The sequence below is a fragment of the Nocardiopsis akebiae genome (genome assembly GCF_018316795.1).
Lineage (GTDB): Bacteria > Actinomycetota > Actinomycetes > Streptosporangiales > Streptosporangiaceae > Nocardiopsis > Nocardiopsis dassonvillei.
The window spans coordinates 2416513-2438314 of sequence record NZ_CP074132.1 but is presented as its reverse complement, the minus strand read 5'-3'; the positions used below and the strand labels follow the sequence as shown (position 1 = coordinate 2438314).

At 72.9% G+C, this 21802-nt stretch carries 17 protein-coding genes and 1 pseudogene; 2 read left to right on the top strand and 16 right to left on the bottom strand.

The annotated features are described in order from the left end of the window. Positions 1 to 84 precede the first annotated feature (84 nt). Both rapZ and uvrC read right to left on the bottom strand, forming a co-directional pair. Positions 85 to 969, bottom strand: coding sequence for an RNase adapter RapZ (rapZ, locus tag KGD83_RS10525; RefSeq protein ID WP_047871627.1), 885 nt, complete (start codon positions 967 to 969; stop codon positions 85 to 87). Continuing rightward, positions 966 to 2993, bottom strand: coding sequence for an excinuclease ABC subunit UvrC (gene uvrC / locus KGD83_RS10520; protein ID WP_212643603.1), 2028 nt, complete (start codon positions 2991 to 2993; stop codon positions 966 to 968). Before uvrC ends, rapZ begins: the two co-directional genes overlap by 4 nt. A 238-nt stretch (positions 2994 to 3231) precedes the next feature. On the opposite strand from uvrC, the gene KGD83_RS10515 reads away from it, so the two are divergent. Next, on the top strand, positions 3232 to 4371 hold the full coding sequence (locus tag KGD83_RS10515) for a mechanosensitive ion channel family protein (RefSeq protein WP_212643602.1): 1140 nt from the start codon (positions 3232 to 3234) through the stop codon (positions 4369 to 4371). 105 nt (positions 4372 to 4476) lie between these two features. On the opposite strand, the gene KGD83_RS10510 is transcribed toward KGD83_RS10515, so the two are convergent. From KGD83_RS10510 to KGD83_RS10445, 14 genes and pseudogenes are all read right to left on the bottom strand, one after another. Beyond that, positions 4477 to 4875, bottom strand: coding sequence for a Rieske (2Fe-2S) protein (locus tag KGD83_RS10510; RefSeq protein WP_212643601.1), 399 nt, complete (start codon positions 4873 to 4875; stop codon positions 4477 to 4479). A gap of 121 nt (positions 4876 to 4996) precedes the next feature. Continuing rightward, on the bottom strand, positions 4997 to 5710 hold the full coding sequence (locus tag KGD83_RS10505) for an RDD family protein (RefSeq protein WP_212643600.1): 714 nt from the start codon (positions 5708 to 5710) through the stop codon (positions 4997 to 4999). A gap of 173 nt (positions 5711 to 5883) precedes the next feature. After that, the gene (gene uvrA, locus KGD83_RS10500; RefSeq protein WP_212643599.1) at positions 5884 to 8718 is read right to left on the bottom strand and encodes an excinuclease ABC subunit UvrA; all 2835 of its coding nucleotides are present in this window, start codon (positions 8716 to 8718) and stop codon (positions 5884 to 5886) included. 329 nt (positions 8719 to 9047) lie between these two features. Beyond that, the gene (locus KGD83_RS10495; protein WP_212643598.1) at positions 9048 to 10079 is read right to left on the bottom strand and encodes a TerC family protein; all 1032 of its coding nucleotides are present in this window, start codon (positions 10077 to 10079) and stop codon (positions 9048 to 9050) included. A 340-nt stretch (positions 10080 to 10419) separates the two neighbouring features. Next, positions 10420 to 11502: a glycosyltransferase family 4 protein gene (locus KGD83_RS10490; RefSeq protein ID WP_212643597.1), complete on the bottom strand. Its 1083-nt coding sequence runs from the start codon at positions 11500 to 11502 to the stop codon at positions 10420 to 10422. After that, on the bottom strand, positions 11499 to 13121 hold the full coding sequence (gene murJ / locus KGD83_RS10485; RefSeq protein WP_212643596.1) for a murein biosynthesis integral membrane protein MurJ: 1623 nt from the start codon (positions 13119 to 13121) through the stop codon (positions 11499 to 11501). Before murJ ends, KGD83_RS10490 begins: the two co-directional genes overlap by 4 nt. Positions 13122 to 13131: 10 nt before the next feature. After that, positions 13132 to 14144 (bottom strand): annotated as a pseudogene (locus tag KGD83_RS10480) (hypothetical protein). Between the two features lie 5 nt (positions 14145 to 14149). Beyond that, on the bottom strand, positions 14150 to 15262 hold the full coding sequence (locus KGD83_RS10475) for a copper transporter (protein WP_212643595.1): 1113 nt from the start codon (positions 15260 to 15262) through the stop codon (positions 14150 to 14152). Then, complete coding sequence (steA, locus tag KGD83_RS10470; protein WP_212644365.1) at positions 15259 to 16431, bottom strand: putative cytokinetic ring protein SteA; 1173 nt, start codon at positions 16429 to 16431, stop codon at positions 15259 to 15261. The genes KGD83_RS10475 and steA overlap by 4 nt, the downstream gene beginning before the upstream one ends. A gap of 211 nt (positions 16432 to 16642) precedes the next feature. Further along, a complete protein-coding gene (gene recN, locus KGD83_RS10465; protein ID WP_212643594.1) occupies positions 16643 to 18352 on the bottom strand; it encodes a DNA repair protein RecN in 1710 nt (569 codons plus the stop codon). Positions 18353 to 18420: 68 nt separating this feature from the next. Further along, positions 18421 to 19347 (bottom strand): NAD kinase, encoded by a 927-nt coding sequence (locus tag KGD83_RS10460; protein WP_212643593.1) that lies wholly within the window; start codon positions 19345 to 19347, stop codon positions 18421 to 18423. A 112-nt stretch (positions 19348 to 19459) separates the two neighbouring features. Next, positions 19460 to 20260, bottom strand: a complete 801-nt coding sequence (locus tag KGD83_RS10455; RefSeq protein ID WP_212643592.1) for a TlyA family RNA methyltransferase — start codon at positions 20258 to 20260, stop codon at positions 19460 to 19462. A 2-nt stretch (positions 20261 to 20262) separates the two neighbouring features. Continuing rightward, on the bottom strand, positions 20263 to 20460 hold the full coding sequence (locus KGD83_RS10450; RefSeq protein ID WP_212643591.1) for a hypothetical protein: 198 nt from the start codon (positions 20458 to 20460) through the stop codon (positions 20263 to 20265). A 30-nt stretch (positions 20461 to 20490) separates the two neighbouring features. Next, positions 20491 to 21231 carry a coiled-coil domain-containing protein gene (locus KGD83_RS10445; RefSeq protein WP_212643590.1) on the bottom strand — a complete coding sequence of 247 codons (741 nt, stop codon included), beginning with the start codon at positions 21229 to 21231 and terminating at the stop codon, positions 20491 to 20493. Between the two features lie 194 nt (positions 21232 to 21425). Between KGD83_RS10445 and KGD83_RS10440 the strand changes: the two genes are divergently transcribed. Then, positions 21426 to 21776: an SCP2 sterol-binding domain-containing protein gene (locus tag KGD83_RS10440; RefSeq protein ID WP_212643589.1), complete on the top strand. Its 351-nt coding sequence runs from the start codon at positions 21426 to 21428 to the stop codon at positions 21774 to 21776. Positions 21777 to 21802 lie beyond the last annotated feature (26 nt).

Here is a 21802-nt window from a genome sequence, read left to right as displayed (position 1 = left end):
CTCGTCCCATGTCCACCGGACGAATCGGACCGTACCACCGAGAACGGTGCACCGCGGGCAGGGCGCGTGTCGGGCGCCCGCGGGTCACTCCCGTCCGACGTCCCGGTGGACCACGTGCACGTCCACACCCTGCCCGCGCAGCCGGTCGGCGAACTGCTCGGCCATGGCCACGCTGCGGTGCTTGCCCCCGGTGCAGCCCACCGCCAGCGTCATGTAGTGCTTGCCCTCGCGCTGGTAACCGGCGATGGTCAGCTTGAGGACGTCGGAGTAGGCCTCCAGCATCTCCTTGGCCCCGTCCTGGGCCAGGACGTAGTCGCGCACCGCCTCGTCACGGCCGTTCATCGGCCGCAGCTCGGGCACCCAGTGGGGATTGGGCAGGAAACGGCAGTCCAGCACCAGGTCCGCGTCCACCGGCAGGCCGTGCTTGAACCCGAAGGAGACCACGTTGGCGCGGGGGCGCGCCTCGTCGCTCTCCCCGAAGAAACCGATCACCCGGGCCTTGAGCTGGTGCACGTTGAGCTGGGAGGTGTCGATGACCAGGTCGGCCTCGCCGCGCACCGCCCGCAGCGTCTCGCGCTCGCGGTCGATGCCGTCGGTCAGGCGCCCGTCGCCCTGGAGGGGGTGGGGCCTGCGCACGCCCTCGAACCGGCGGACCAGGGCGTCGTCGCCGGCCTCCAGGTAGAGCACGCGCGCGGTGATGTCGCGCTTGCGCAGCTCCTCCACCGTGGACAGCAGGTCCTCGGTGAAGGCCAGCGAGCGCACGTCCACGACCACGGCGACCCGCGGCACCGCCCCGTGCGTGCGTCCGGCCAGCTCGATCATCGTCGGCAGCAGGCCGGGCGGCAGGTTGTCCACCACGAACCAGTCCAGGTCCTCCAGGGCCCTGGCCGCCGTGCTGCGGCCCGCACCGGACATGCCGGTGACGATGACCACCTCGGGTGGCAGTTCCCCACCCAGTTCGACCGTCATGCGTCTCCTCCCCCGTCAGTGATGTGCTGTGCTGGTGCCCCGTCGCCCCGCCCCTCCGTCGCGGCGGGTCCGCCGGAAAGGTGCGCGTGCACGGCCTCGGCCAGCTTGGGGCCGATCCCGGGCACCGCCGCGATCTCCTCGGCCGTGGCCGAGGCGAGCCTGCGCACCGAGCCGAACGCCTTGATCAGGGCCGTCCTGCGGGACGGCCCCAGACCCGGCAGCTCGTCCAGGCTGCTGCCGGTCAGCGCCTTGGCGCGCTTGTGCCTGTGGTACTGGATGGCGAAGCGGTGGGCCTCGTCGCGCACCCGTTGGAGCAGGTAGAGCCCCTCGCCCGCGCGGGGCAGGATCACCGGGTCCTCGTCTCCGGGCAACCACACCTCCTCCAGGCGCTTGGCCAGACCGCACACCGCGACGTCCTCGATCCCGAGTTCGTCCAGGGCGCGGCGCGCCGCCTCGGCCTGGGGCCGGGCGCCGTCCACCACCACCAGGTTAGGCGGATAGGCGAACTTCCCGGGTGACGGTTCGTCGTCGCCTTGGTGACCACCGTGGTCGCCGGTCTCCCCCATGCGGGCGACCTCGCCGCTGCGGGCGCTCTCCTCCAGGTAGCGGCGGAAGCGGCGGTGGACGACCTCGTACATGGCCGCGACGTCGTGCTGCTCCCGGCCGCCCTCGCCGCTGCCGCGGACGGAGAAGCGGCGGTACTCGGACTTGCGGGCCAGGCCGTCCTCGAAGACGACCATGGACGCCACCACGTGCTCTCCCTGGAGGTTGGAGATGTCGAAGCACTCGATGCGCAGCGGCGCCTCGGGCAGCTCCAGGGCCTCCTGGATCTCCTGAAGGGCGCGGCCTCGGGTGCTCAGGTCCCCGGCGCGGTGGGTCTTGTGCCGGGCCAGCGACTCGGCCGCGTTCTTGGCGACGGTCTCCATGAGGGACTTCTTGTCGCCGCGCCGCGGCACCCGCAGGTCCACCGAGGAGCCGCGGTGCTCCGACAGCCAGGCGGCCATGGCGTCGGGATCGGCGGGCTCGTGGGAGACGAGGACCTCACGGGGGACGGCGGTGCCGGTGCCCCCGCTCTCGTCCTCGCCCCGGGCGGGGCCGTAGATCTGGCCGAGGAAGGTCGCGATCAGCTCGCCGGGGCCGTCGTCGGCCATCTTGTCCACCACGTAGCCGCGCTGGCCCCGGATGCGCCCGCCGCGCACGTGGAAGATCTGCACGGCGGCCTCCAACTGGTCGTCGGCCACGGCGATGACGTCGCAGTCGGTGGAGTCGGGCAGGACGACGGCCTGCTTCTCCAGGGCGGCGCGCAGGGCCTCGATGTCGTCGCGGATGCGGGCGGCCCGCTCGTACTCCATCTCCCCGGCGGCCTCGCGCATCCGCCCCTCCAGCTCGCGCAGGAACCGGCCGGTGTCGCCCGCCAGGAAGGAGCAGAAGTCCTCGGCCAGGGCCCGGTGGTCCTCGGGGGAGGCCTTGCCCACGCAGGGGGCCACGCACTTGCCGATGTAGCCGAGCAGGCAGGGGCGGCCGCTGTTGCGGGCTCCGCGGAACACCCCCGGGGAGCAGGTGCGCACGGGGAAGACCCGCAGCAGCAGGTCCACGGTCTCGCGGATGGCCCAGGCGTGGGAGTAGGGGCCGAAGTAGCGCACCCCCCTGCGTTTGGCGCCGCGCATGACCTGCACCCGGGGGAACTCCTCGTTGAGGGTGACCGCCAGGTAGGGGTAGCTCTTGTCGTCGCGGTACTTGACGTTGAACCGGGGGTCGTACTGCTTGATCCAGGAGTACTCCAGCTGGAGGGCCTCCACCTCGGTGCCCACGATCGTCCAGTCGACGTCGGCGGCGGTGGAGACCATCTGCTGCGTGCGCGGGTGCAGTCCGGCGAAGTCGCGGAAGTAGGAGGAGAGCCGGGACCGCAGGTTCTTGGCCTTGCCCACGTAGATCACGCGTCCGGAGGAGTCCCGGAACCGGTACACGCCCGGGTCGGTGGGGATCGATCCGGGCGCGGGGCGCAGGTGAGGAGTCGCAGCCATGGTCCCATTGTGGTAGGTCGGGGGGACATACGGCCAACCGAGCCCCGCCCCCTCCGCGCGTGGCGCGTCTCACCCCGCGGGCCCCTCCCCCGCGCCGCGCCCGTCCTGCGGGCCCCACACGCGCCCGCGTCCCTCGGGCGCGGGTAAGCGAAACGTCACGATTGGGTATCCGCATGCTCTAGGTTGGGCGGGTACAGAGGAACTTCCCGACATCGACGACAAGAGGGGGCCCTTCGTCGTGAGCCTGCCCCAATGGATCACGATCGGCGTCACCGTCATGGTCGCGGTGCTGCTGGTCCTCGCCCTGCGCTGGGTACTCAAGCACAAGCTGGGCAAGGCCTGGCGGGTGTCCCAGCACGTGGTCCACCGCACGACCTACACCAGTTACGGCGCGGCCGCGGTGGTCGGCGCGAACCTGTCGCTGCCCAGCCCCGCCAATGTGGACTGGGGCACGTACCAGGCCATCGACCACGCGATGAGCATCCTCATGATCGCGACGCTGACGGGCCTGGGCGTCAGCCTGGCCTACGCCGTCACGGACATGGTGCTCGCCCGGCTGTCGGTCGCCAACGGCGACGCCGACCGCAAGGCGCGGCGCATCCAGACCCAGGTGCGGCTGCTGCGCCGGGTGATCACCTCGATCATCGTGGTGCTGGCGGTCGCCGCCATCCTGTTCACCTTCGACGAGGTCCGCGCGCTCGGCGCCGGGCTGCTGGCCTCCGCGGGCATCATCGGCATCGTGGCCGGTGTGGCTGCCCAGTCCACACTGGCCAACCTATTCGCCGGGCTCCAGCTGGCCTTCAGCGACGCCCTGCGCATCGGCGACGTGGTCGTGGTCGAGGGCGAGTGGGGCCGGGTCGAGGAGCTGAGCCTGGTCAACGTCACCATCAAGATCTGGGACGAGCGCCGCCTGGTGGTCCCGGTCGCCAACTTCACCACGACCAGCTTCGAGAACTGGACCAAGCAGGGCACGGCGATCACCGCCAAGGTGGTGTTCCCGCTGGACTGGGAGGTGCCGATCGAGGAGATGCGCGAGGAGACCGGGCGCCTGATCACCCGCAGCGACCACTGGGACGGGCGCAGCTGGTCCTGCCAGGTCGTGGACATCGCCCCGAGCGGCGAGGTGCTGGTGCGGGTGGTGGCCACCGCCGCCGACACCGGGCACCAGTGGGACATCGCCTGCGAGATCCGCGAGCACCTCATCGGCTGGCTGGTCGAGAACTACCCCGAGTCCCTGCCGCGCCACCGCGCCCAGTTCATGGCCTCCGAGGACGCGGACGAGGCCGCCTACGCCGCCCAGTTCCCCACCTCTGCGTTCCGGCGCCACGAGCCCAACGGCGTCAGCGGCCCGCCCGGGGGCGACCCCGGCGAGGCCTGAGCCCGACCGGCCCACACACGCGACGGCGCCCGGAGCGGATCTCCGCTCCGGGCGCCGTGGTGTCCCGGCGGGCGGGCCCGCTCCGGCCCGCCCCGTCGGTGCCTTTCAGGAGGAGGGGCCCTGGAGGATGATGTCGGTGCCCTCGACGGTGACCTCGAACGGCTCCAGCGGATCCTGGGCCGGGCCCGTCAGCGCCTCCCCGGTGGAGATGTCGAACTCGCTGCCGTGGCACAGGCACCGGATGACCTCGTCCACCTCCTGGACGGTGCAGCCCGCGTGCGTGCACGAGGCGCCGAAGGCCCGGTACCGGCCCGCCTCGGGCTGGGTCACGACCAGTTTGCTGTTGCTGAAGACCGCTCCCGCGCCTTCGGGGACGTCGGTGGTCTGGCCGACCACCTGGCCGTAACGGACCTCCTGCGGCTTGGGCTCCTGTCCGCCGCAGGCGCTCACGGCCGTGACGGCCGCGGCCGTCCCCGCCGTCCCGAGCAGTCGGCGCCTGCTCATACCGCACCCGCACGTCCTCTTACCGGCCACGACGAAACGCTCCTCACCTGCGCCGAAATATCACTACACAATGTAGTAGGTACGGCGTGGTGCCCGGGTTCCGGGGTGTGCGCGAGAGCCCTCAGGCCCGCGGCGGATACGGGGGCGTCGCCGGGGGCGGCGGGTCCGCCGCCGCCACGTCGAGCACCACGGTGCCGGCGATCCGGTCGTGCAGCCCCTGCCGGTTGGGCCGGTTCCAGGCGGCCATCCCGCCGGTGAGCAGCGCCGTCACGGCCACCACGAACCACCAGAACCAGACGGCGCTGAAGAACAGGAAGAACAGAAGGAAGGGCAGGGCCAGCAGCGCGGCGCGCACCGCCAGGGCGGCCAGCGGAGGCGTGCCCAGACCGCCGTTCCCGGCCTGGGGGGCGACCCTGAGCCCGACGCGGCGCTTGCCCAGCGTCTGCTGCCACCGGGAGAGGGCGAGGGTCTCGTAACCCGCGTGGAGCAGGAAGAAGGTCACCGACAGGAAGAGCGGGTAGCGGCCGCCGATACCGGTGGTGTCGCCGGAGCCGACCGCCTGGACGCCCACCCAGGCCAGGGAGAGCACGAGCGCCAGCAGCAGCGCGGGCAGGGCGACCAGGAGCAGGTCGATGCCGCGCGCGTACACCCGCGTCCGCCAGGCGGCCAGCGGGTAGAGCCGCTCCACCCGTTCGGGGCCCGGGGCGGCGTCCGCTGGTCCGGAGCGGTCGCCGTCGTGGAAGCCGGGGGTCTCCCCGTGCCCGGGGTCGGATGGGGGCTGCTGGACGCCCTGAGGCGTCGGCCCGCCGCGGTCCGGTCGGGGAGGGACGTTCATGGGCGGGCCAACCTCCAGGACGGTTCGTCGGAGTCGCGCGGGGCCGGGCGCGGACACGTTCGACTCTACTGAGGTGCGACATGCGTCGCGAACCGCCGACCCGCTGTGGCAACGGGCGGCGCCCCGCCCCGCAAGGACCGGGACGGGGCGCGGCGGAGGCGCGGAGCGCGGGCTCAGAGCATCTTCGCCAGGAAGCGCCCGGTGTAGGACTCGGCCACCGCGGCGACCTCCTCCGGGGTCCCCTGCGCGACCACGGTGCCGCCACCGGAGCCGCCCTCGGGGCCCATGTCGATGACGTGGTCGGCCGTCTTGATGACGTCGAGGTTGTGCTCGATGACGATCACCGTGTTGCCGGTGTCGGCCAGCCGGTTGAGCACGCCCAGCAGCTTGCGGATGTCCTCGAAGTGCAGGCCGGTCGTGGGCTCGTCGAGCACGTACACCGTCCGCCCGGTGGAGCGGCGCTGGAGTTCGGCGGCGAGCTTGACCCGCTGCGCCTCACCGCCCGACAGCGTCGTGGCGGGCTGGCCCAGCCGCACGTAGCCCAGGCCGACGTCGGCGAGGGTCTGCAGGTGGCGGCGGATGGCGTTGATCGGCTCGAAGAACTCCAGGGCCTCCGAGATCGGCATGTTGAGGACCTCGGAGATGTTCTTGCCCTTGTAGCGGACCTGGAGGGTCTCCCGGTTGTACCGGGCGCCGTGGCACACCTCGCAGGGCACGTAGACGTCGGGCAGGAACTGCATCTCGATCTTGAGCGTGCCGTCGCCGGAGCAGGCCTCGCAGCGGCCGCCCTTGACGTTGAAGGAGAACCGGCCCGGCTGGTAGCCGCGCGTCTTGGCGTCGGTGGTCTGCGCGAACAGCTTGCGGATGTGGTCGAAGACCCCCGAGTAGGTGGCCGGGTTGGAGCGCGGGGTCCGCCCGATGGGGCTCTGGTCCACGTGCACGACCTTGTCGACCTTGTTCGTGCCGTTGACCCGAAGGTGGCGGCCGGGCACGTCGCGCGCCCCGTTGAGCTCCTTGGCCAGGGCCTTGTAGAGGATCTCGTTGACGAGGGTGGACTTGCCCGAACCGGACACGCCGGTGACGGCGGTGAACACGCCCAGAGGGAAGGCGACGTCGATGCCGTGCAGGTTGTTCTCGCGCGCTCCCCGGACCACCAGCTCGTGCCCCCGGGTGAGGGGGCGGCGCTCCACGGGCACCTCGATGCCGCGCTTGCCGGACAGGTACTCGCCGGTGAGGGAGTCCTGTGAGGTGAGCAGCTCGTCCACGATCCCCGAGACCACGACGTGGCCGCCGTGCTCGCCCGCGCCGGGGCCGATGTCCACGACCCAGTCGGCGGCGCGGATGGTGTCCTCGTCGTGCTCGACGACGATGAGCGTGTTGCCGATGTCGCGCAGGCGCTGGAGGGTCTCCAGCAGGCGCGCGTTGTCGCGCTGGTGCAGGCCGATGGAGGGCTCGTCAAGCACGTACAGCACGCCCACCAGGCCGGAGCCGATCTGGGTGGCCAGGCGGATGCGCTGGGCCTCCCCGCCCGAGAGCGAGCCCGAGGAGCGCGCCAGGCTCAGGTAGTCCAGGCCGACGTCGAGCAGGAAGCCGAGCCGGGCGTTGATCTCCTTGAGCACCTGGGCGGCGATGACCGCGTCGCGCTCGGAGAGCGTGAGCCCGGCCAGGAAGGCCGCGCTGTCGCTGAGCGGCATCTGCGCGACCTCGGCGATGGACCTGCCGCCCACGGTCACCGCGAGCACGACCGGCTTGAGGCGCGTGCCCTCGCAGGTCGGGCAGGGCACGGTGCGCATGTACCCCTCCAGCCGTTCGCGGCCGTAGTCGCTCTCGGTCTCGGAGTGGCGGCGCTTGACCCAGGGGATGACGCCCTCGAACTCGGTGTAGTAGGAGCGGTTGCGCCCGTACCTGTTGCGGTAGCTGACGTGGACCTGGGTGTCGTGCCCCTCCAGCAGGGCCTTGCGCGCGCGGCGCGGCAGCCGCTCCCAGGGGGTGTCCAGGTCGAAGCCGATCGCCTCGCCCACCGCCTTGAGGATGCGCTCCCAGTAGCCGCTGTTGGGCCCGCCCGACCAGGGGCCGATGGCGCCCTCGGCCAGCGTCTTCTCGGGGTCGGGGACCAGGAGTTCGGGGTCGACCTCCATGCGGGTGCCCAGGCCGGAGCACTCGGCGCAGGCGCCGTAGGGGGCGTTGAAGGAGAAGGAGCGCGGTTCGAGCTGTTCGAAGGACAGGTCGTCGTAGGGGCAGTACAGGTGCTCGGAGAAGACCTTCTCGCGGTCGGGGTCCCCGGCCTCCACGTCCACGAAGTCCAGGACGATGGTCCCCCCGGCCAGCTTGAGCGCCGTCTCCACCGAGTCGGTCAGGCGCCCGCGGGAGGAGGGCTTGACGCTGAGGCGGTCCACGACCACGGCGATGTCGTGCTTGTCGTAGCGTCCCAGCTTGGGCGCCTCGTCCAGGCGCACGGCCCGCCCGTCCACCACCGCGCGGGTGTAACCCTTGGACTGCAGGTCCTTGAACAGCTCGACGTACTCGCCCTTGCGTCCGCGCACGACGGGGGCGAGCACCTGGAAGCGGGTGCCCTCCTCCATCTCCAGGACGCGGTCCACGATCTGCTGCGGGGTCTGGCGGGCGATCTCGCGGTGGCACTCGGGACAGTGCGGGACGCCGATGCGCGCCCACAGCAGCCGCAGGTAGTCGTAGACCTCGGTGATGGTGCCGACGGTGGAGCGGGGGTTGCGGCTGGTGGACTTCTGGTCGATGGACACCGCCGGGGACAGGCCCTCGATGAAGTCCACGTCCGGCTTGTCCATCTGCCCCAGGAACTGGCGGGCGTAGGCCGACAGCGACTCCACGTAGCGCCGCTGGCCCTCGGCGAAGATCGTGTCGAAGGCCAGCGACGACTTGCCCGAACCGGACAGGCCGGTGAACACGATCATGGAGTCGCGCGGCAGGTCCAGCGAGACGTCCTTGAGGTTGTGCTCCCGGGCTCCCCGGACTACCAGTTGTTCGACCATCGAGTGAGACATCCTTCGGCTCTGGCGCACAGGACGCGGACCCCGTCGCGTGACGTCGGCTGACCCGTGTGGAACTTCGCGTGCGGCGGTCGGGATCTCCCGGAGACCGCCCGGGCCCCGGAGACGGGCCGCTGAGGAGAGGGGGGAGGACGCTCGCCTCTCCCGCCCGTCCAGCCTAACGACCGCCGACGACGGTTTCTTCCACCTCGCAAAACAAGGCGGCACCCCGGCGCCGGAGCGCTCAGGGTGCCACCACTATAGACGAACGGCTGTTCGAATCCGGCCGTTTCCCGGAATGTCCTCGGCGGGCCCGCGGGTCCGCCGTCCGCTCAGGAGCGGTCCGCCGGGGAGTCGACCGAGGGGTCGCGCTCGGTCTTGAGCTCGGGGTTCTTGCGCTCGTCGGCGCGGGACTTGATCAGGCTGCCGACGATGGTGACGGTCATGATGCCCAGGATGACGGTCAGGGACAGGCCGATGCCGACCTCGGGCACGTGCACGCCGTTCTCGTGCAGGGCGTGCAGGATCATCTTGACGCCGATGAAGACCATGATCGCCGACAGGCCCCAGCTGATGTAGGCCAGGCGGTCCATCAGACCGGCCAGCAGGAAGTACAGCTGGCGCAGGCCCAGCAGGGCGAAGGCGTTGGCGGTGAAGACGATGTAGGCGTCCTGGGTCAGACCGAAGATCGCCGGGATGGAGTCGACCGCGAAGACCAGGTCGATCATGCCGATCGCGACGATGACCAGCAGCATCGGCGTGATGTGGCGGCGGCCGTCGAGCTTCACGGTGAGGTGGGCACCGTGGTAGTCGTCGGTCACCGGCCAGAAGCGCTTGAGGAGGCGGACCACCGGGGTCTGGGTGAAGTCCTTCTCCTCCTCGTCGCCCTTCACGTGGTCGCGGACGATCTTGTAACCGGTGTAGATCAGGAAGGCGCCGAAGAGGTAGAAGACCTCGCTCCAGGCGTTGATGACCTGGGCGCCCAGGACGATGAAGATACCGCGCATGACCAGCGCGATGACGATGCCGACGAGCAGGACCTCGTGCTGGTACTTCTTGGGCACCGCGAAGGAGCCCATCAGAAGGTAGAACACGAAGAGGTTGTCGATGCTCAGGCTCTTCTCGGTGACGAACCCGGCGAAGTACTCGGCGCCCGCGGCGCCTCCGCCGAAGTACCAGACGCCGAAACCGAAGATGATGGCGATACCGATGTAGAAGGCCGCCCACCAGGCGGCCTGCTTCATGCCGAACTCCTGGGGGCCCTTCGTCTTGCTCCAGGGGTGGTCGACGATGATGAGGTCGATCACCAGGATGGCGACCATGGCGCCGATCGTGGCAGCCCACAACCACAAGGGAACGTTCACGGAAAGTCTCTCCTCCGGTCAGTGCGCGCGAGCGGTGTGCACGCACGTCGAACCACCGGAGGTCTCTCCCGCTCACAGCTAGGCGCTGCGAACCGGCGGCACCGGGAGGACGACATTGTCCGCCGTGATGACGACACCGCCGCGACAGGGATACTCCCCTCACGTGTCAGGCCAGGATACCGGTGCCGCACCGTGGGCGGCACACACCGGACCGTAGTCCAGGATGACATCTACACCCCCGCGGGGTGAAGTCCCGGCGAAGGTGGCATCGACCGCACCCCGGGGACAGGTCCACCCGACCCCGGGGCCATCCCGCCCCAGGGCGCCCGCACGTCCCGCCTCACCCGCGCAGCACCGCCTTGTACACGCCCGCGGCGGCCTCCACCGCGTCCTCCTCGCTCGGCAGCGCCTTGGCCGCCTCGCGCGATCGGGCCCGCAGGTCCTCGGCCAGCGCCGGGTCGTCCAGCACCCGGCCCACGGCGGCGGAGAAGGCCGCGGGATCCCCCGGCGGCACCATCAGCACCGTCCCCGAGTACAGGTCCGGGATGCCGCCGACCCGGGTGGAGACCACCGGCAGCCCCGCGCGCAGCGCCTCCATGATCACCAGCGAGGGCCCCTCCCACTGACTGGTCAGGCAGAACACGTCCGCCGCCGCCAACAGGTCGGCCACGTCCGCGCGGTGCCCCAGCATGCGCACGTCCGCGCGCATCTCCGCGGCCGTGTCGTGCAACTCCCCCCACAGGGGCCCGTCCCCGGCGATCGCCACCACCGGTTCGGGGCGGCGGTCGGCGATGGCCGGCGCCGCCGCCAGGAGCATGTCCAACCCCTTCTGCTCGGCCAGGCGGGCGACGGTCAGCAGCAGCGGCCGCTCCGGCAGCACAGCCAGGTCGGCCCGGGTGGCCTCGCGCCCGTTCACCGGAGCGCCGGTCTCGGGAGCGGCCACCACCGCCAGCCGCGCGTCGCGCGCCCCGACCGAGCGCAGCCTGCGCACCAGGTCGCCCGACACCCCCAGCACCACGTCCGCGCGGTGCGCCACGATCCGCTCCAGCACCGGGTAGGCAGCCGACAGCGCCCCCCGCACCAGCGGCGGTGCGTTGTGCGCGGTCACCACCAGCGGAGAGGCGCCGGCCAGCGCGCACAGGGCCCCGGCCCGCAGACCGTGCGCGTGGACCACGTCCGCGCCCCGGGTCAGGGCGCGCAGGCGCAGCACGGCGCCGGGATCGCCCGCGGAGGGCGCCGCTCCGATGCCGACCGGGGAGAAGCGCATGCCCTCCGAGGTGAAGCCGAACTCGCGCTCGGCGGAGGCCGGGCCCAGTACCGCCACCCGGTGGCCGCGCGCGGCCAGGCCCGCGCCCAGCGAGCGCACGTGGCGGCCCACCCCTCCACTGCTGGTACCGATGACCAGCGCGATCCTGGCGTTCAACGCCTCTCCCTCCTGCGTTCGAGTACGGTCCCGACCCGGTCGGCGACGGCGCGCACCGCCGGACGGTCCACCACCGCCGCGACGGCCGCGTAGGCGGCCAGCGCCGCCGTCGCCGACACCGCGGCCGCCGCCACCGTCTGCCACACGCCGTCCGCGGGCAGGGCCGCGGCCACCGCGCGCCCCGCGCTCCACCCGACCACACCGCCCAGCACCGCGGCCAGCGCCGAGCGCGCCAGGCCCGTCAGGGTCTCCCGACCGTGCGTGCGCGCCACCGCCGCGCACAGCAGGGCCGCGGCCAGGCTCAGACCGACCGTGCTGGCCGCGCCCAGCCCGGCGATGGACCAGCCCTGCGGCAACGTCCACACCAACACCACAGCACACAACATCACCACCAGCCACCCCACCACCTGAGCCGTGGCCGCCAGGCGCCCGTGGTGCGAGGCGTACAGGGCCCGGCTGAGCAGGGCCACCAGCCCGAAGCCCACCACACCGGGAGCGTAGGCGAGCAGGGCGCGCTCCAGGGTCACGGGGTCGTGCTGGGCGAAGACCAGGGCCACCGGGGCCGCGGCGGCGGCCAGGGAGGCGCCCACCCCAGCGGTGACCACCACGCAGGCGCGGGCGCCGCCGGCCACCAGGGAGGCGTACCCCCGCCGGTCGTGTTCGGCGTGCGCGACCGCCAGGGCGGTGAACGCGCTGGTGGCGATGGGCACCGCGATCACCCCGTAGGGCAGGGTGAACAGGGCCCAGGCGTAGGTGTGGAGCACGGCCGCCCCCGCGCCGCCGCCCCGGTTGGCCAGGGCCACGAACAGCAGCAGGCACAGCTGCATGGCCGCCAGCGGCAGCAGGGAGGCCAGCGCCAGGGAGCGCACGCGCCCGCCCACCCCCGGCGGGAAGGTCAGCCGCGGCCGGGGCCGCACCCGCAGCCGCCGGGCGGGCCCCACGACCGTGAGGAAGAGCGCCGCCGCCCCGGCGGTGGTGCCCAGGGACAGGGTCAGCTCGGCCGCCAGCGGCAGGCCAGCCACGTCCTGGCGGTGGTCGGCTCCCAGCGGCACGAAGGCCACGTAGGCGGCGATGACCACCAGGCTGGACACCAGCGGGGCCAGGGCGGGGGCCAGGAAGCGGCGGTGGGACTGCAGGACGCCGTAGAGCACCGAGGCCAGGCCGTAGAGGACGATCTGCGGGGCGAAGACCGCGAGCATGCGGGCGGCCAGTCCGAGCAGCGCGCCCCGGTCGCAGCCCCCGCCCGCGCCCAGCATGAGCGACATCGCCGGGACCGAGACCAGGGCGAGCAGCGCCGACAGCGGCACGGCCAGCAGCAGGACCCAGGTGATGAGCGCAGAGGCGGTGTGGCGCACCCGCTCGCGGTCGCCGCGCTCGGCGGCGGCGGCCAGCACCGGAACGACCACCGCGGTGAGCGCCCCGCCGATGACGATCTCGAACAGGACGGCGGGCAGCTGGTTGGCGGTGACGTAGGCGGTGCCCAGACAGGTGTCGCCGACGGTCTGGGAGAAGACCGCGGTGCGCCCGAACCCCGCCAGTCTGGCCCCCACCGTGACCACCGCGATCAGCGCCGCCGCCGTGCCTACTCCGCGCGTCACCCCCTGGATGGTACGGGACACCGTGGCCGTCTCACTCGTGCCTGCCCCAGCGGTCGAGGCGGCGCAGGGCCGGGACGCGGTCGATGACGCGGGAGAAGCTGACGCGCTCGCTGGCCAGGGTCAGGGCGGCGACCCCCGCGAGCAGCGCCGCGCGCACGGGGCGGGGCGCCCGGGCCGCGGCGGCCGCGCCAGGGCGGCGCCCAGGGCGTTGGCCCCGGCGTCGCCGAGCATGGAGCGCTCGGAGAGCTCGTCGGGCAGCAGCGCGGCCGAGGCGCCCACTACGGGGCCCAGCAGCGGCGCGGCCGGGGAGGCCAGGGCGGGGGCGGCGGCGAACAGAGCGACCTTGGCCGCGCGTCCGGGGCGCAGGTCGAACAGGTTGAGCAGGTTGGCGCTGGCGGCGATGAGCGCGCCGTCCAGCACGGTGTCCAGCGGCGAGCGGCGCAGCAGGCTTGCGGCGGCGACCCCGGTGGCCCCGATGCCAGCCATCTTGACCATGCCGGTGGTGACCCGGCCGCCCGCAAGGGCGCCCAGGTGCCCGCGCAGGCCTCGGGCCCGGGACGAGCCCGCCAGGTCGTCGTAGACCCCGAAGGCGGCGGCCCCCGCCGCGGCCAGCGCGGAGGCGGCGCGCACGCGCGGGCCGGGGCCGGGCACGAGCAGGACGGCCGCGCACACGCCGCAGGCCAGCGCGGGCCCCTGGCGCAGGGTGACGCGGCGGCCGCGGAAGTTGGTGCGCAGCCAGACGTCCGGCGCTTCGGGTGTGCCGGAAGAGCCCGCAGCGGCGGACGCGCTGGGTGTGTCCGGTGCGGCGAACGCGTTCGACACGTCGGGCGCGGGCGGGGCGACGGGCGTGCGTGGCGTGGCGTCTGCGTCCGGTGCGACGGGGACGACCACACGGGCGGCTCCGGGCCGGGCGCGGCCGCCCCGGGTGAGCAGGGAGTAGGCCGTGGAGGCCGCGGCGGCTCCGAGCAGGGCGCCGGTCAGGCCCTGGGCCAGGAACCGCGCGGGCGCGGACCCGGGGTCCGCGAGGGGGACGGGGGCGGTCAACGGTGTCACTCCCCGTCCCGGACGGTGCGGCGGGCCTCTTCGGTGCCGCCGCCCGCGTCGCTGGCGCGCTCGCTCCCGGTGGGCTCCGCGGAGGCCTCGGAGGAGACCTCGCGCGGCTCGGGCAGCGGGTCGGGGAGGAAGGCCGCCACCCCCTCGCCGATGCCGTACGCTCCCCCGGCCTCCTCCAGGTTCTCGGCCAGGGCCAGGACCGTGATGACCTCGCCCATCGGACGGCTGGCCACGTCCACGGTGGCGAAGGCCGCCTCCGCGGCGCGCGCCTGCGCGAGCATCCCCTCGCCCCGGGCGGAGGGCCCGTCACCGGCCACGACGGTGGCGCCGACCTCCTGGTGCAGGGCCGTGGTGATGGTGTTCAGCACGGCGTTGGCGGTCTGCGGGTCCTGACCCTCGGGCGAGGACCCGCCCGAGGGCGCGAGGACGACCACGGCGTCGGAGGACTCGGCGGGGTCCCCCTCGACCGTGATCAGCCCGCCCTCGGTGAAGGCCTCCAGGACGGCCGACGGGTCGTAGCCGCCATCACCGCCCTCCCCCTCGCGGGCGGACGGGTCGTCGGACGGGGACGCCTCCTCGTCACCGGGCTCCCCCTCCTCGGAGGGCTCCTCCTCCGCGGCGGCCAGGGCTCGGCCGATCTCGGCGCCCGCCTTCTCGTGGGGGCTGCCGGACAGGTCCTGGGGGTCCCGGGTGATCTGCAGGGCCAACTCGTCGACGAACGTGGCGTTGCCGCCGTCCAGGAACGCGTCGCTGATCTGGACCCGGCCGACGACCTCGCCGCCCGCCTGCTCCACGCGCCCGGCCAGGGCGTCGGCCGTCTCGGTGTCGGCTCCGGGAGCGCTCACGACCACCACGCCCAGGTCGGTGAGCAGATCGGCGAGCGTGTCGTCGGACACGGCTTCGGCCATCCGGTCGGCCCCGGCGTTGACCTGGTCGGCGGCGTCGCGCTCGGCGCGCAGTTCCTCGCTCTGGCCGCGCAGGTCGGCGGTCTCGGACTGGAGCGTGTTGAGCAGCGGGTCCTGGAGCATGGTGGTTCCCAGGACGAGCCCCACGGTGAGCGCGAGGAACACCGCGACGATGGACACCAGGTGGTAGCGGAAATCGATCACGTCAACAGCCCTGTCAACCAGTAGGAGAACGCGTCCCAGCGCGCCGCGAGAAAGGTGAGGTAGACCTGGCCCGCCGGTGAGCTGTAGGCGGCGACCACGATGGTGAGCAGGCAGGCCGCGACCAGCCCGAGCAGGGCCCAGGGGGATATGCGCGAGCGGTACAGGCGGCTGACGCCCTTGGCGTCGACGAGCTTGCCGCCCACCCGCAACCGGGTCAGGAAGGTGCTGGCCATTCCCGCCCTGCCCTTGTCGAGGAACTCCTCCAGGGTGGCGTGGGTGCCCACGGCCACGATGAGCGCGGCGCCCGCGCCGTCGGCGAGCATCATCGCCACGTCCTCGCTGGTGCCCGTGGCGGGGAAGACCACCGCGCCGTGCCCCAGGTCGGTGAGCCTGGGCAGGCCCGGGGCCCTGCCGTCGCGGTAGGCGTGCACCACCAGCTCGGCCCCGCTGGCCAGCGCCCGGTCCGAGACCGAGTCGAAGTCGCCGACGATGATGTCGGGCTTGTACCCCGCCTCCATGACCGCGTCCGCCCCGCCGTCCACGGCGATGATGACCGGCCGGAACTCGCGGATGTAGGGCCGCAGCGCCGCGATGTCCTCCCGGTAGTGGTAGCCGCGGACCACGATGAGGACGTGGCGGCCCTCGATGTCGGTCTCGATGGTGGGGATGCCGATGCCGTCCAAGAGCAGGTCGCGCTCGTGCTGGAGGTAGGCCATGGTGTTGGCGGCGAAGGCCTCCAACTGTGTGGCCAGCCCCGCGCGGGCCTCCTCCATCGCCGCGCTGACGGTCCCCTGGTCCTGGAGGGTGCCGCGCGCGACGACCTCGTCGCCGCGGTACAGGGTGGCGCCCTCCAGGCGGAGCCGCTCACCGTCGCGGACGCGGGTGAACACCTCGGGGTCGACGTCGTCGACCAGGGGGATCCCCGCTTCCACGATCATCTCCGGCCCCTGGTTGGGGTAGCGGCCGCTGATGCTCGTGGCGACGTTGAGGACCGCCGACACACCGCAGCCCACCAGGGCCTCGGCACTGACGCGGTCCAGGTCGACGTGGTCGATGACCGCGATGTCGCCCGGTCGCAGACGTTTGGTCAGGTTCTTGGTGCGCCGGTCCGAGCGGACGGGCGCGATCAGCCCTGTGGGAGCGTCCGCCCGGGTGCGGCGGAACCGCATGACTGTGGCGCTGAGCGCATCCGATACCTTCATCGCTGGCATACTGTCAGAACTCACCTACGGAGAGTCATCACAGCTGTGAGATCGGCGTGTTCCGGTCGAGACCGCCGACCTCACCCCGTTCCGGGACGAACACGGCGACCTGCCCGCCCACTACCCCGAAACGCCGGAAGGTCACACATCCGTTCCGAACGTGTACACAACGCCCAGATCAGGCCGCAGGATAGGCACGCTCCGGATCGGCGTTGGTGAGCAGCTCCTCGGCGTGAGCACGGCCCAGCTCGGAGTCCTCCAGCCCCGCCAGCATCCGCGACAGCTCCCGGACCCGGCCCCCGCGGTCCAGCCGCACCACACCACTCTCGGTGACCAGGCCCTCGGTGGACTTCTCCACCACCAGGTGGGCGTCCGCGAACGCCGCGACCTGCGGCAGGTGCGTGACCACGATGACCTGGGCGCGCCGGGCCAGCCGGGCCAGCCGGCGGCCGATCTCCACCGCGGCCTTGCCGCCCACACCCGCGTCCACCTCGTCGAAGACGAACGTGGGCACCGGGTCGGCGCCGGCGAAGACCACCTCGATGGCCAGCATCACGCGCGAGAGCTCACCGCCCGAGGCGCCCTTGTGCAGGGCCAGGGGCGGGGAACTGGGGTGCGGGGCCAGCAGGACCTCGACCTCGTCGCGCCCGTGCTGCCCGAACTCCTCACCCGTGGTGATGCGCACGCTCACGCGCGCGTGCGGCATGGCCAGCGCGGTCAGCTCCTCGGTCACGGCCTCCCCGAACCGGTCGGCGGCCTCGGTGCGCACACGGGTCAGCTCGGCTGCGAACCGGTCCATGCGCTCGTGCAGCTCGTCGGCCTCGGCGCGCAGCGCGTCGATGCGCTCGTCGTCGCCCTCCAGGTCGGCCAGGCGCTTGGCCGCGTTCTCGGCCCAGGCCAGCACCTCGTCCGTGGTCGCGCCGTACTTGCGCGAGAGCGAGGTGAGCAGCGCGCGGCGCTCCTGTACCAGGGCCAGACGGGCGGGGTCGGCGTCCACCGACTCGGCGTAGGAGGCCAGCTCGGTGGCGGCGTCGGTGAGGATGTAGGAGGCCTCGTCCAACCGCTCGCCGATCGCGGCCAGCTCGGCGTCGTGCTCACGCACCGCCGTCACGGCCTGCCGGGCCGCCGAGAGCAGCGCGGCCACGTCCACCTCCACGTCGGAGGCCGGGTCCCCGGCCAGCGCCTCGTGGGCGGTGGTGGCCGCCACGCGCAGGCTATCGGCGTGCGCCAGCCGCGTCTCCTCCGCGAGCAGCTCGGCGTCCTCACCGGGCTGGGGCTCGGCGGCGGCGATCTCCTCCGCGCCGAAGCGGAGCATGTCGGCCTCCTGGGCGCGCTCGCGCGCCTGCTCCACCAGTTCCTCCAGCTCCGCCGTCACCTCCCGGTGGCGCCGGTAGGCCACGGTGTACTGCTTGAGCGCCTTGGTAAGCGGCTCGCCCGCGAAGCGGTCCAGGGAGGAGCGCTGCCGGTCCGAGCGCAGCAGGCGCTGCTGGTCGGACTGGCCGTGCACGGCGACCAGGTCGTCGGCGAGGTAGGCGAGCAGGCTCACCGGGGCGGACCGGCCGCCCATGGTGGCGCGGGAGCGGCCCTCGGCCGACACCGCGCGGGTGAGGATGAGGACGTCGTCGTCGATGTCGCCCCCCGCCTCCAGCACCCGGGCGGCCACCCGGCCGCCCGAGGGGACGGTCAGGCGCCCCTCCACCACGGCCCGGTCCGCACCCGGACGTACGCGCTGGGGGTCGGCCCGCCCGCCGAAGAGCAGCCCGAGCCCGGTGACGACCATGGTCTTTCCCGCGCCGGTCTCGCCGGTGACGACGGTCAGCCCCGGTGACAACTCCAAAACGGCGTCGTCAATGACCCCGAGTCCCTGGATACGGACTTCTTCGAGCACCGATCCCTCTCCTGTAGTTGACGCCACTGCCCACACACGCGCGCCGAGCACCGGGCCGCCCGGCCCGGTCAGCGACCGTGCTCGCTACGGCCCCGCCATCCGGCGACCGACAGTCCGAACTTGGCCACCAACCGGTCGGTGAACGGCGCCCGGTGCAGCCGGGCCAGCCGAACCGGCGTGTCGGCGCGGGTGATCTCGATTCGTGCCCCCGCGGGCAATTCGACCATACGCCGTCCATCGCACCAGAGCACGCCCGGCGCCGTGGCCGGAACCACCTCCAGGGCCACGGTCGCGTTGGGCCCCACCACCAGCGGCCGCGCGAACAGGGCGTGCGCGCTGAGCGGCACGACCATCAGGGCGTCCACGTCCGGCCACACCACCGGGCCGCCCGCGGAGAAGGCGTGCGCGGTGGAACCCGTGGGGGTGGCGCACACCACACCGTCGCAGGCCCAGCGCGAGAGCGGACGGCCGTCGATCTCCAGGACGGTCTCCAGAATGCGGCGCGCCTCGCCCTTCTCCAGGGTCGCGTCGTTGAGCGCCCAGTTGCGCACGGGCGGGCTCCCGTCGCCCCGGCCCCCGTTGAAGACCGCCACGTCCAGGGTCATGCGCTCCTCGACGTAGTAGTCGCGGTTGACGACACTGCGCACGGTCGCGCCCAGGTCCTCGCGCTCGGCCTCGGCCAGGAACCCCACGTGGCCCAGGTTCACCCCCAGCAGGGGCGCCCCGGCCGGGCGGGCGATCTCCGCGGCGCGCAGCAGGGTGCCGTCGCCGCCGAGCACCATGACCAGCTCGACGCCCCGGGCCGCATCCCCCGGCTCCACGACCTCGACCGGGGAGAGCACGCAGTCCTCCGCGGCCAGTTCCTCGATCTCGTTCTTGAGCATGCGCACGGTCAACCCGGCCCTGCTCAGGCTCTCGTGGACCAGTTGGGCGCTGCGTACCGCGGCGGGCCGACCGGTGTGGGCCAGCAGGAGAACACTGCGTCCGCTGGTCATCGCCGTCCCCTTACGTTCACTCCCCCGCGGGGAGTCTGAAGTGCTGGCCGGGGCGTTCGCCGACCCGGCCGGGTCACGTTACCGGACTCCTGAGACACGCTCACCACGGTCGCTAACGCGGCCCCTCCTCCACGGCCCGGGCCAACGCGTCCGGGTCCAGGGGCGCGGCCCCCGCGCGCATCCACAGGAAGTACTCGACGTTGCCGGAGGGGCCCGGCAGGGGACTGGCGGTGACGCCGACGGTGCCCAGCCCCAGGGTGAGGGCGTGCGCGGCCACGTCGGAGACGGCCTCGGCGCGCAGCTCCGGCTCGCGGACCACTCCCCCGGCGCCGACCTTGTCCTTGCCCACCTCGAACTGGGGCTTGACCATGAGCACGAAGTCGGCGTCGGCGGCCACGCAGTCCCGCAGCGCCCCCAGCACCAGGCGCAGCGAGATGAACGACAAATCGCCCACGACCAGGTCGGGGCGGGGCTCACCGATCTGCTCGGGGGTGAGCTCGCGAACGTTGACCCGCTCCATCACGCGCACGCGGTCGTTGCTGCGCAGCGACCAGGCCAGTTGGCCGTAACCCACGTCCACGGCGGTGACGTGGGCCGCCCTGCGGCGAAGCAGCACGTCGGTGAACCCGCCGGTGGAGGCGCCCGCGTCCAGGGCCCGGCGGTCGGTGACGTCGAACTCGAAGGCGTCGAGGGCCCCGATGAGCTTGTGGGCGCCGCGGGAGACGTAGGGGGGTTCGTCGGAGGGCGGACGGACCACGATGGGCTGGTCCTGGCCGACCTGGGTCGCGGCCTTGGAGGCCACGATCCCCGCGACCTTGACGAATCCGCCCTCGATGATCTCGGCGGCGTGTCCACGGGATCGTGCGTGCCCGCGGCGGACCAGTTCCGCGTCGAGCCGGGTGCGTTTTGCCATGGTTACCGAGGATACCGGGGCGGCTCGGGGGCGCCGGCGCCCTGGTCGAGAGCGCCGAGCACCCCGGACAGCTCCTGGTGCAGGGTGTCGAAGACCGCGACGTGCTCGGCGGTGGGCAGGGACTCCAGCGACTCCAGCCGCTCCCTGGTACTGCGCAGGGTCTGCTCGGCCAGTGCCTGGGCCTGCTCGTTGGGGTCCATGCCTCTCCCGGTGTTCGCGCTGGTCCGACTCTACTTCTTCGTGGCGCCCCTGCTCTTGGTGCTGCGCTTGGCGGCGGTGCGCGCGCGGGCCGTCTTGGCCGCGGTACGCGGCTTCCCGGCCGCGGGTTTGTCTGCGTGCTGGGCGTCGGCCCCGTCGTCGGCCGCGGTACCGGCCCCGTCCGCGGAGGCGTCCGCGCCGTCGTCGTCGGCCTCCTGCGCGCCCCGGGCCCCGGCGGCCTTAGCGGCGCCTTCGGTCGCGACCGAGCCGGACTCGGCACCCGACCCGGCACCTCCCTCGCCGGACCCGTCCGCGGCACCGGCACCGGCGGACACCCCGGCCCCGGAACCGTCGGCCTCCGCGGCGGCCGCGGGGCGCACCGACGAGGACGCGCCCGCCTCGACGGGGGCCAGAACGCGCTCGACCGCGTGGCGGGCGGCCAGGCGGCGTTCGAGTTCGGCGACCCGGCGCACCAGCCGCTCGTGGTCGGCGCGCGGCACCACGTCCATCCGCTCCAGCTGGCGCCCGACCTCGGAGCGGACCAGCTCGGCGATGGCCGCGCGGTTGGCCTGGCTGGTCTCGATGAGCTCCCCGGCCAGGTTCTGGATGCTCTGCCCCACCCGCGGCGGCAGGCTCTCCCCCTCCGCCGCGGCCGGCGCGGCGGGACCGTTCGCCCTGAGCAGGGCCTTGGCCGCGGCGACGGCCTGCTTGCGCGAGAGTTCGGTGAGGCCACTGGCGGCATCGAGGTAGGTGCGTACCGCGTCGACGACCATGATGACAAGTGCTCCTTGGTGGGACCGCGAAAGGGGAAGGGGCGCGGGCAGGGCGAGCCGCTGCGCGACGGGGGGCCGTGGCCAACGCTACCGGGACCGAACCGCCGTTGACACGCGAACTCCCAAGACCGCCCCATTCGTCCCGATGGCACCACAAGGACGCGAACGCCCGGCGCCTGGGGCATGATGTGGCCATGAGCAGCATCGACACGTGTCTCGCCGGCATCGAGAAGGTGAACCAGCGCATCCTCGCCCAACCCGACGAGAAGCGCCGCAAGTACATCCGCGAACGCTCCCTGAGCGTGGAGGTCCCCGACCTGGAGGCCGTCTTCGACATGCGCCTCACCCTCTACGGCCTGGTCGACGTCACCCACCGCACCGCGGACCGGCCCGCGCCCCGGGCACAGGTGCGGATCACCGTGAGCAGCGAGGACCTCGTGGCCCTGGCCGAGGACCGCCTGGACGTGGCCAAGGCCGTGCTCGGCCGCCGGGTCAGGATCGACGCCAGCGTCGGCGACATGCTGCGCGTGCGAAAACTCCTCTGAGCAGACCGCGCGGCGCCCGAACGGCG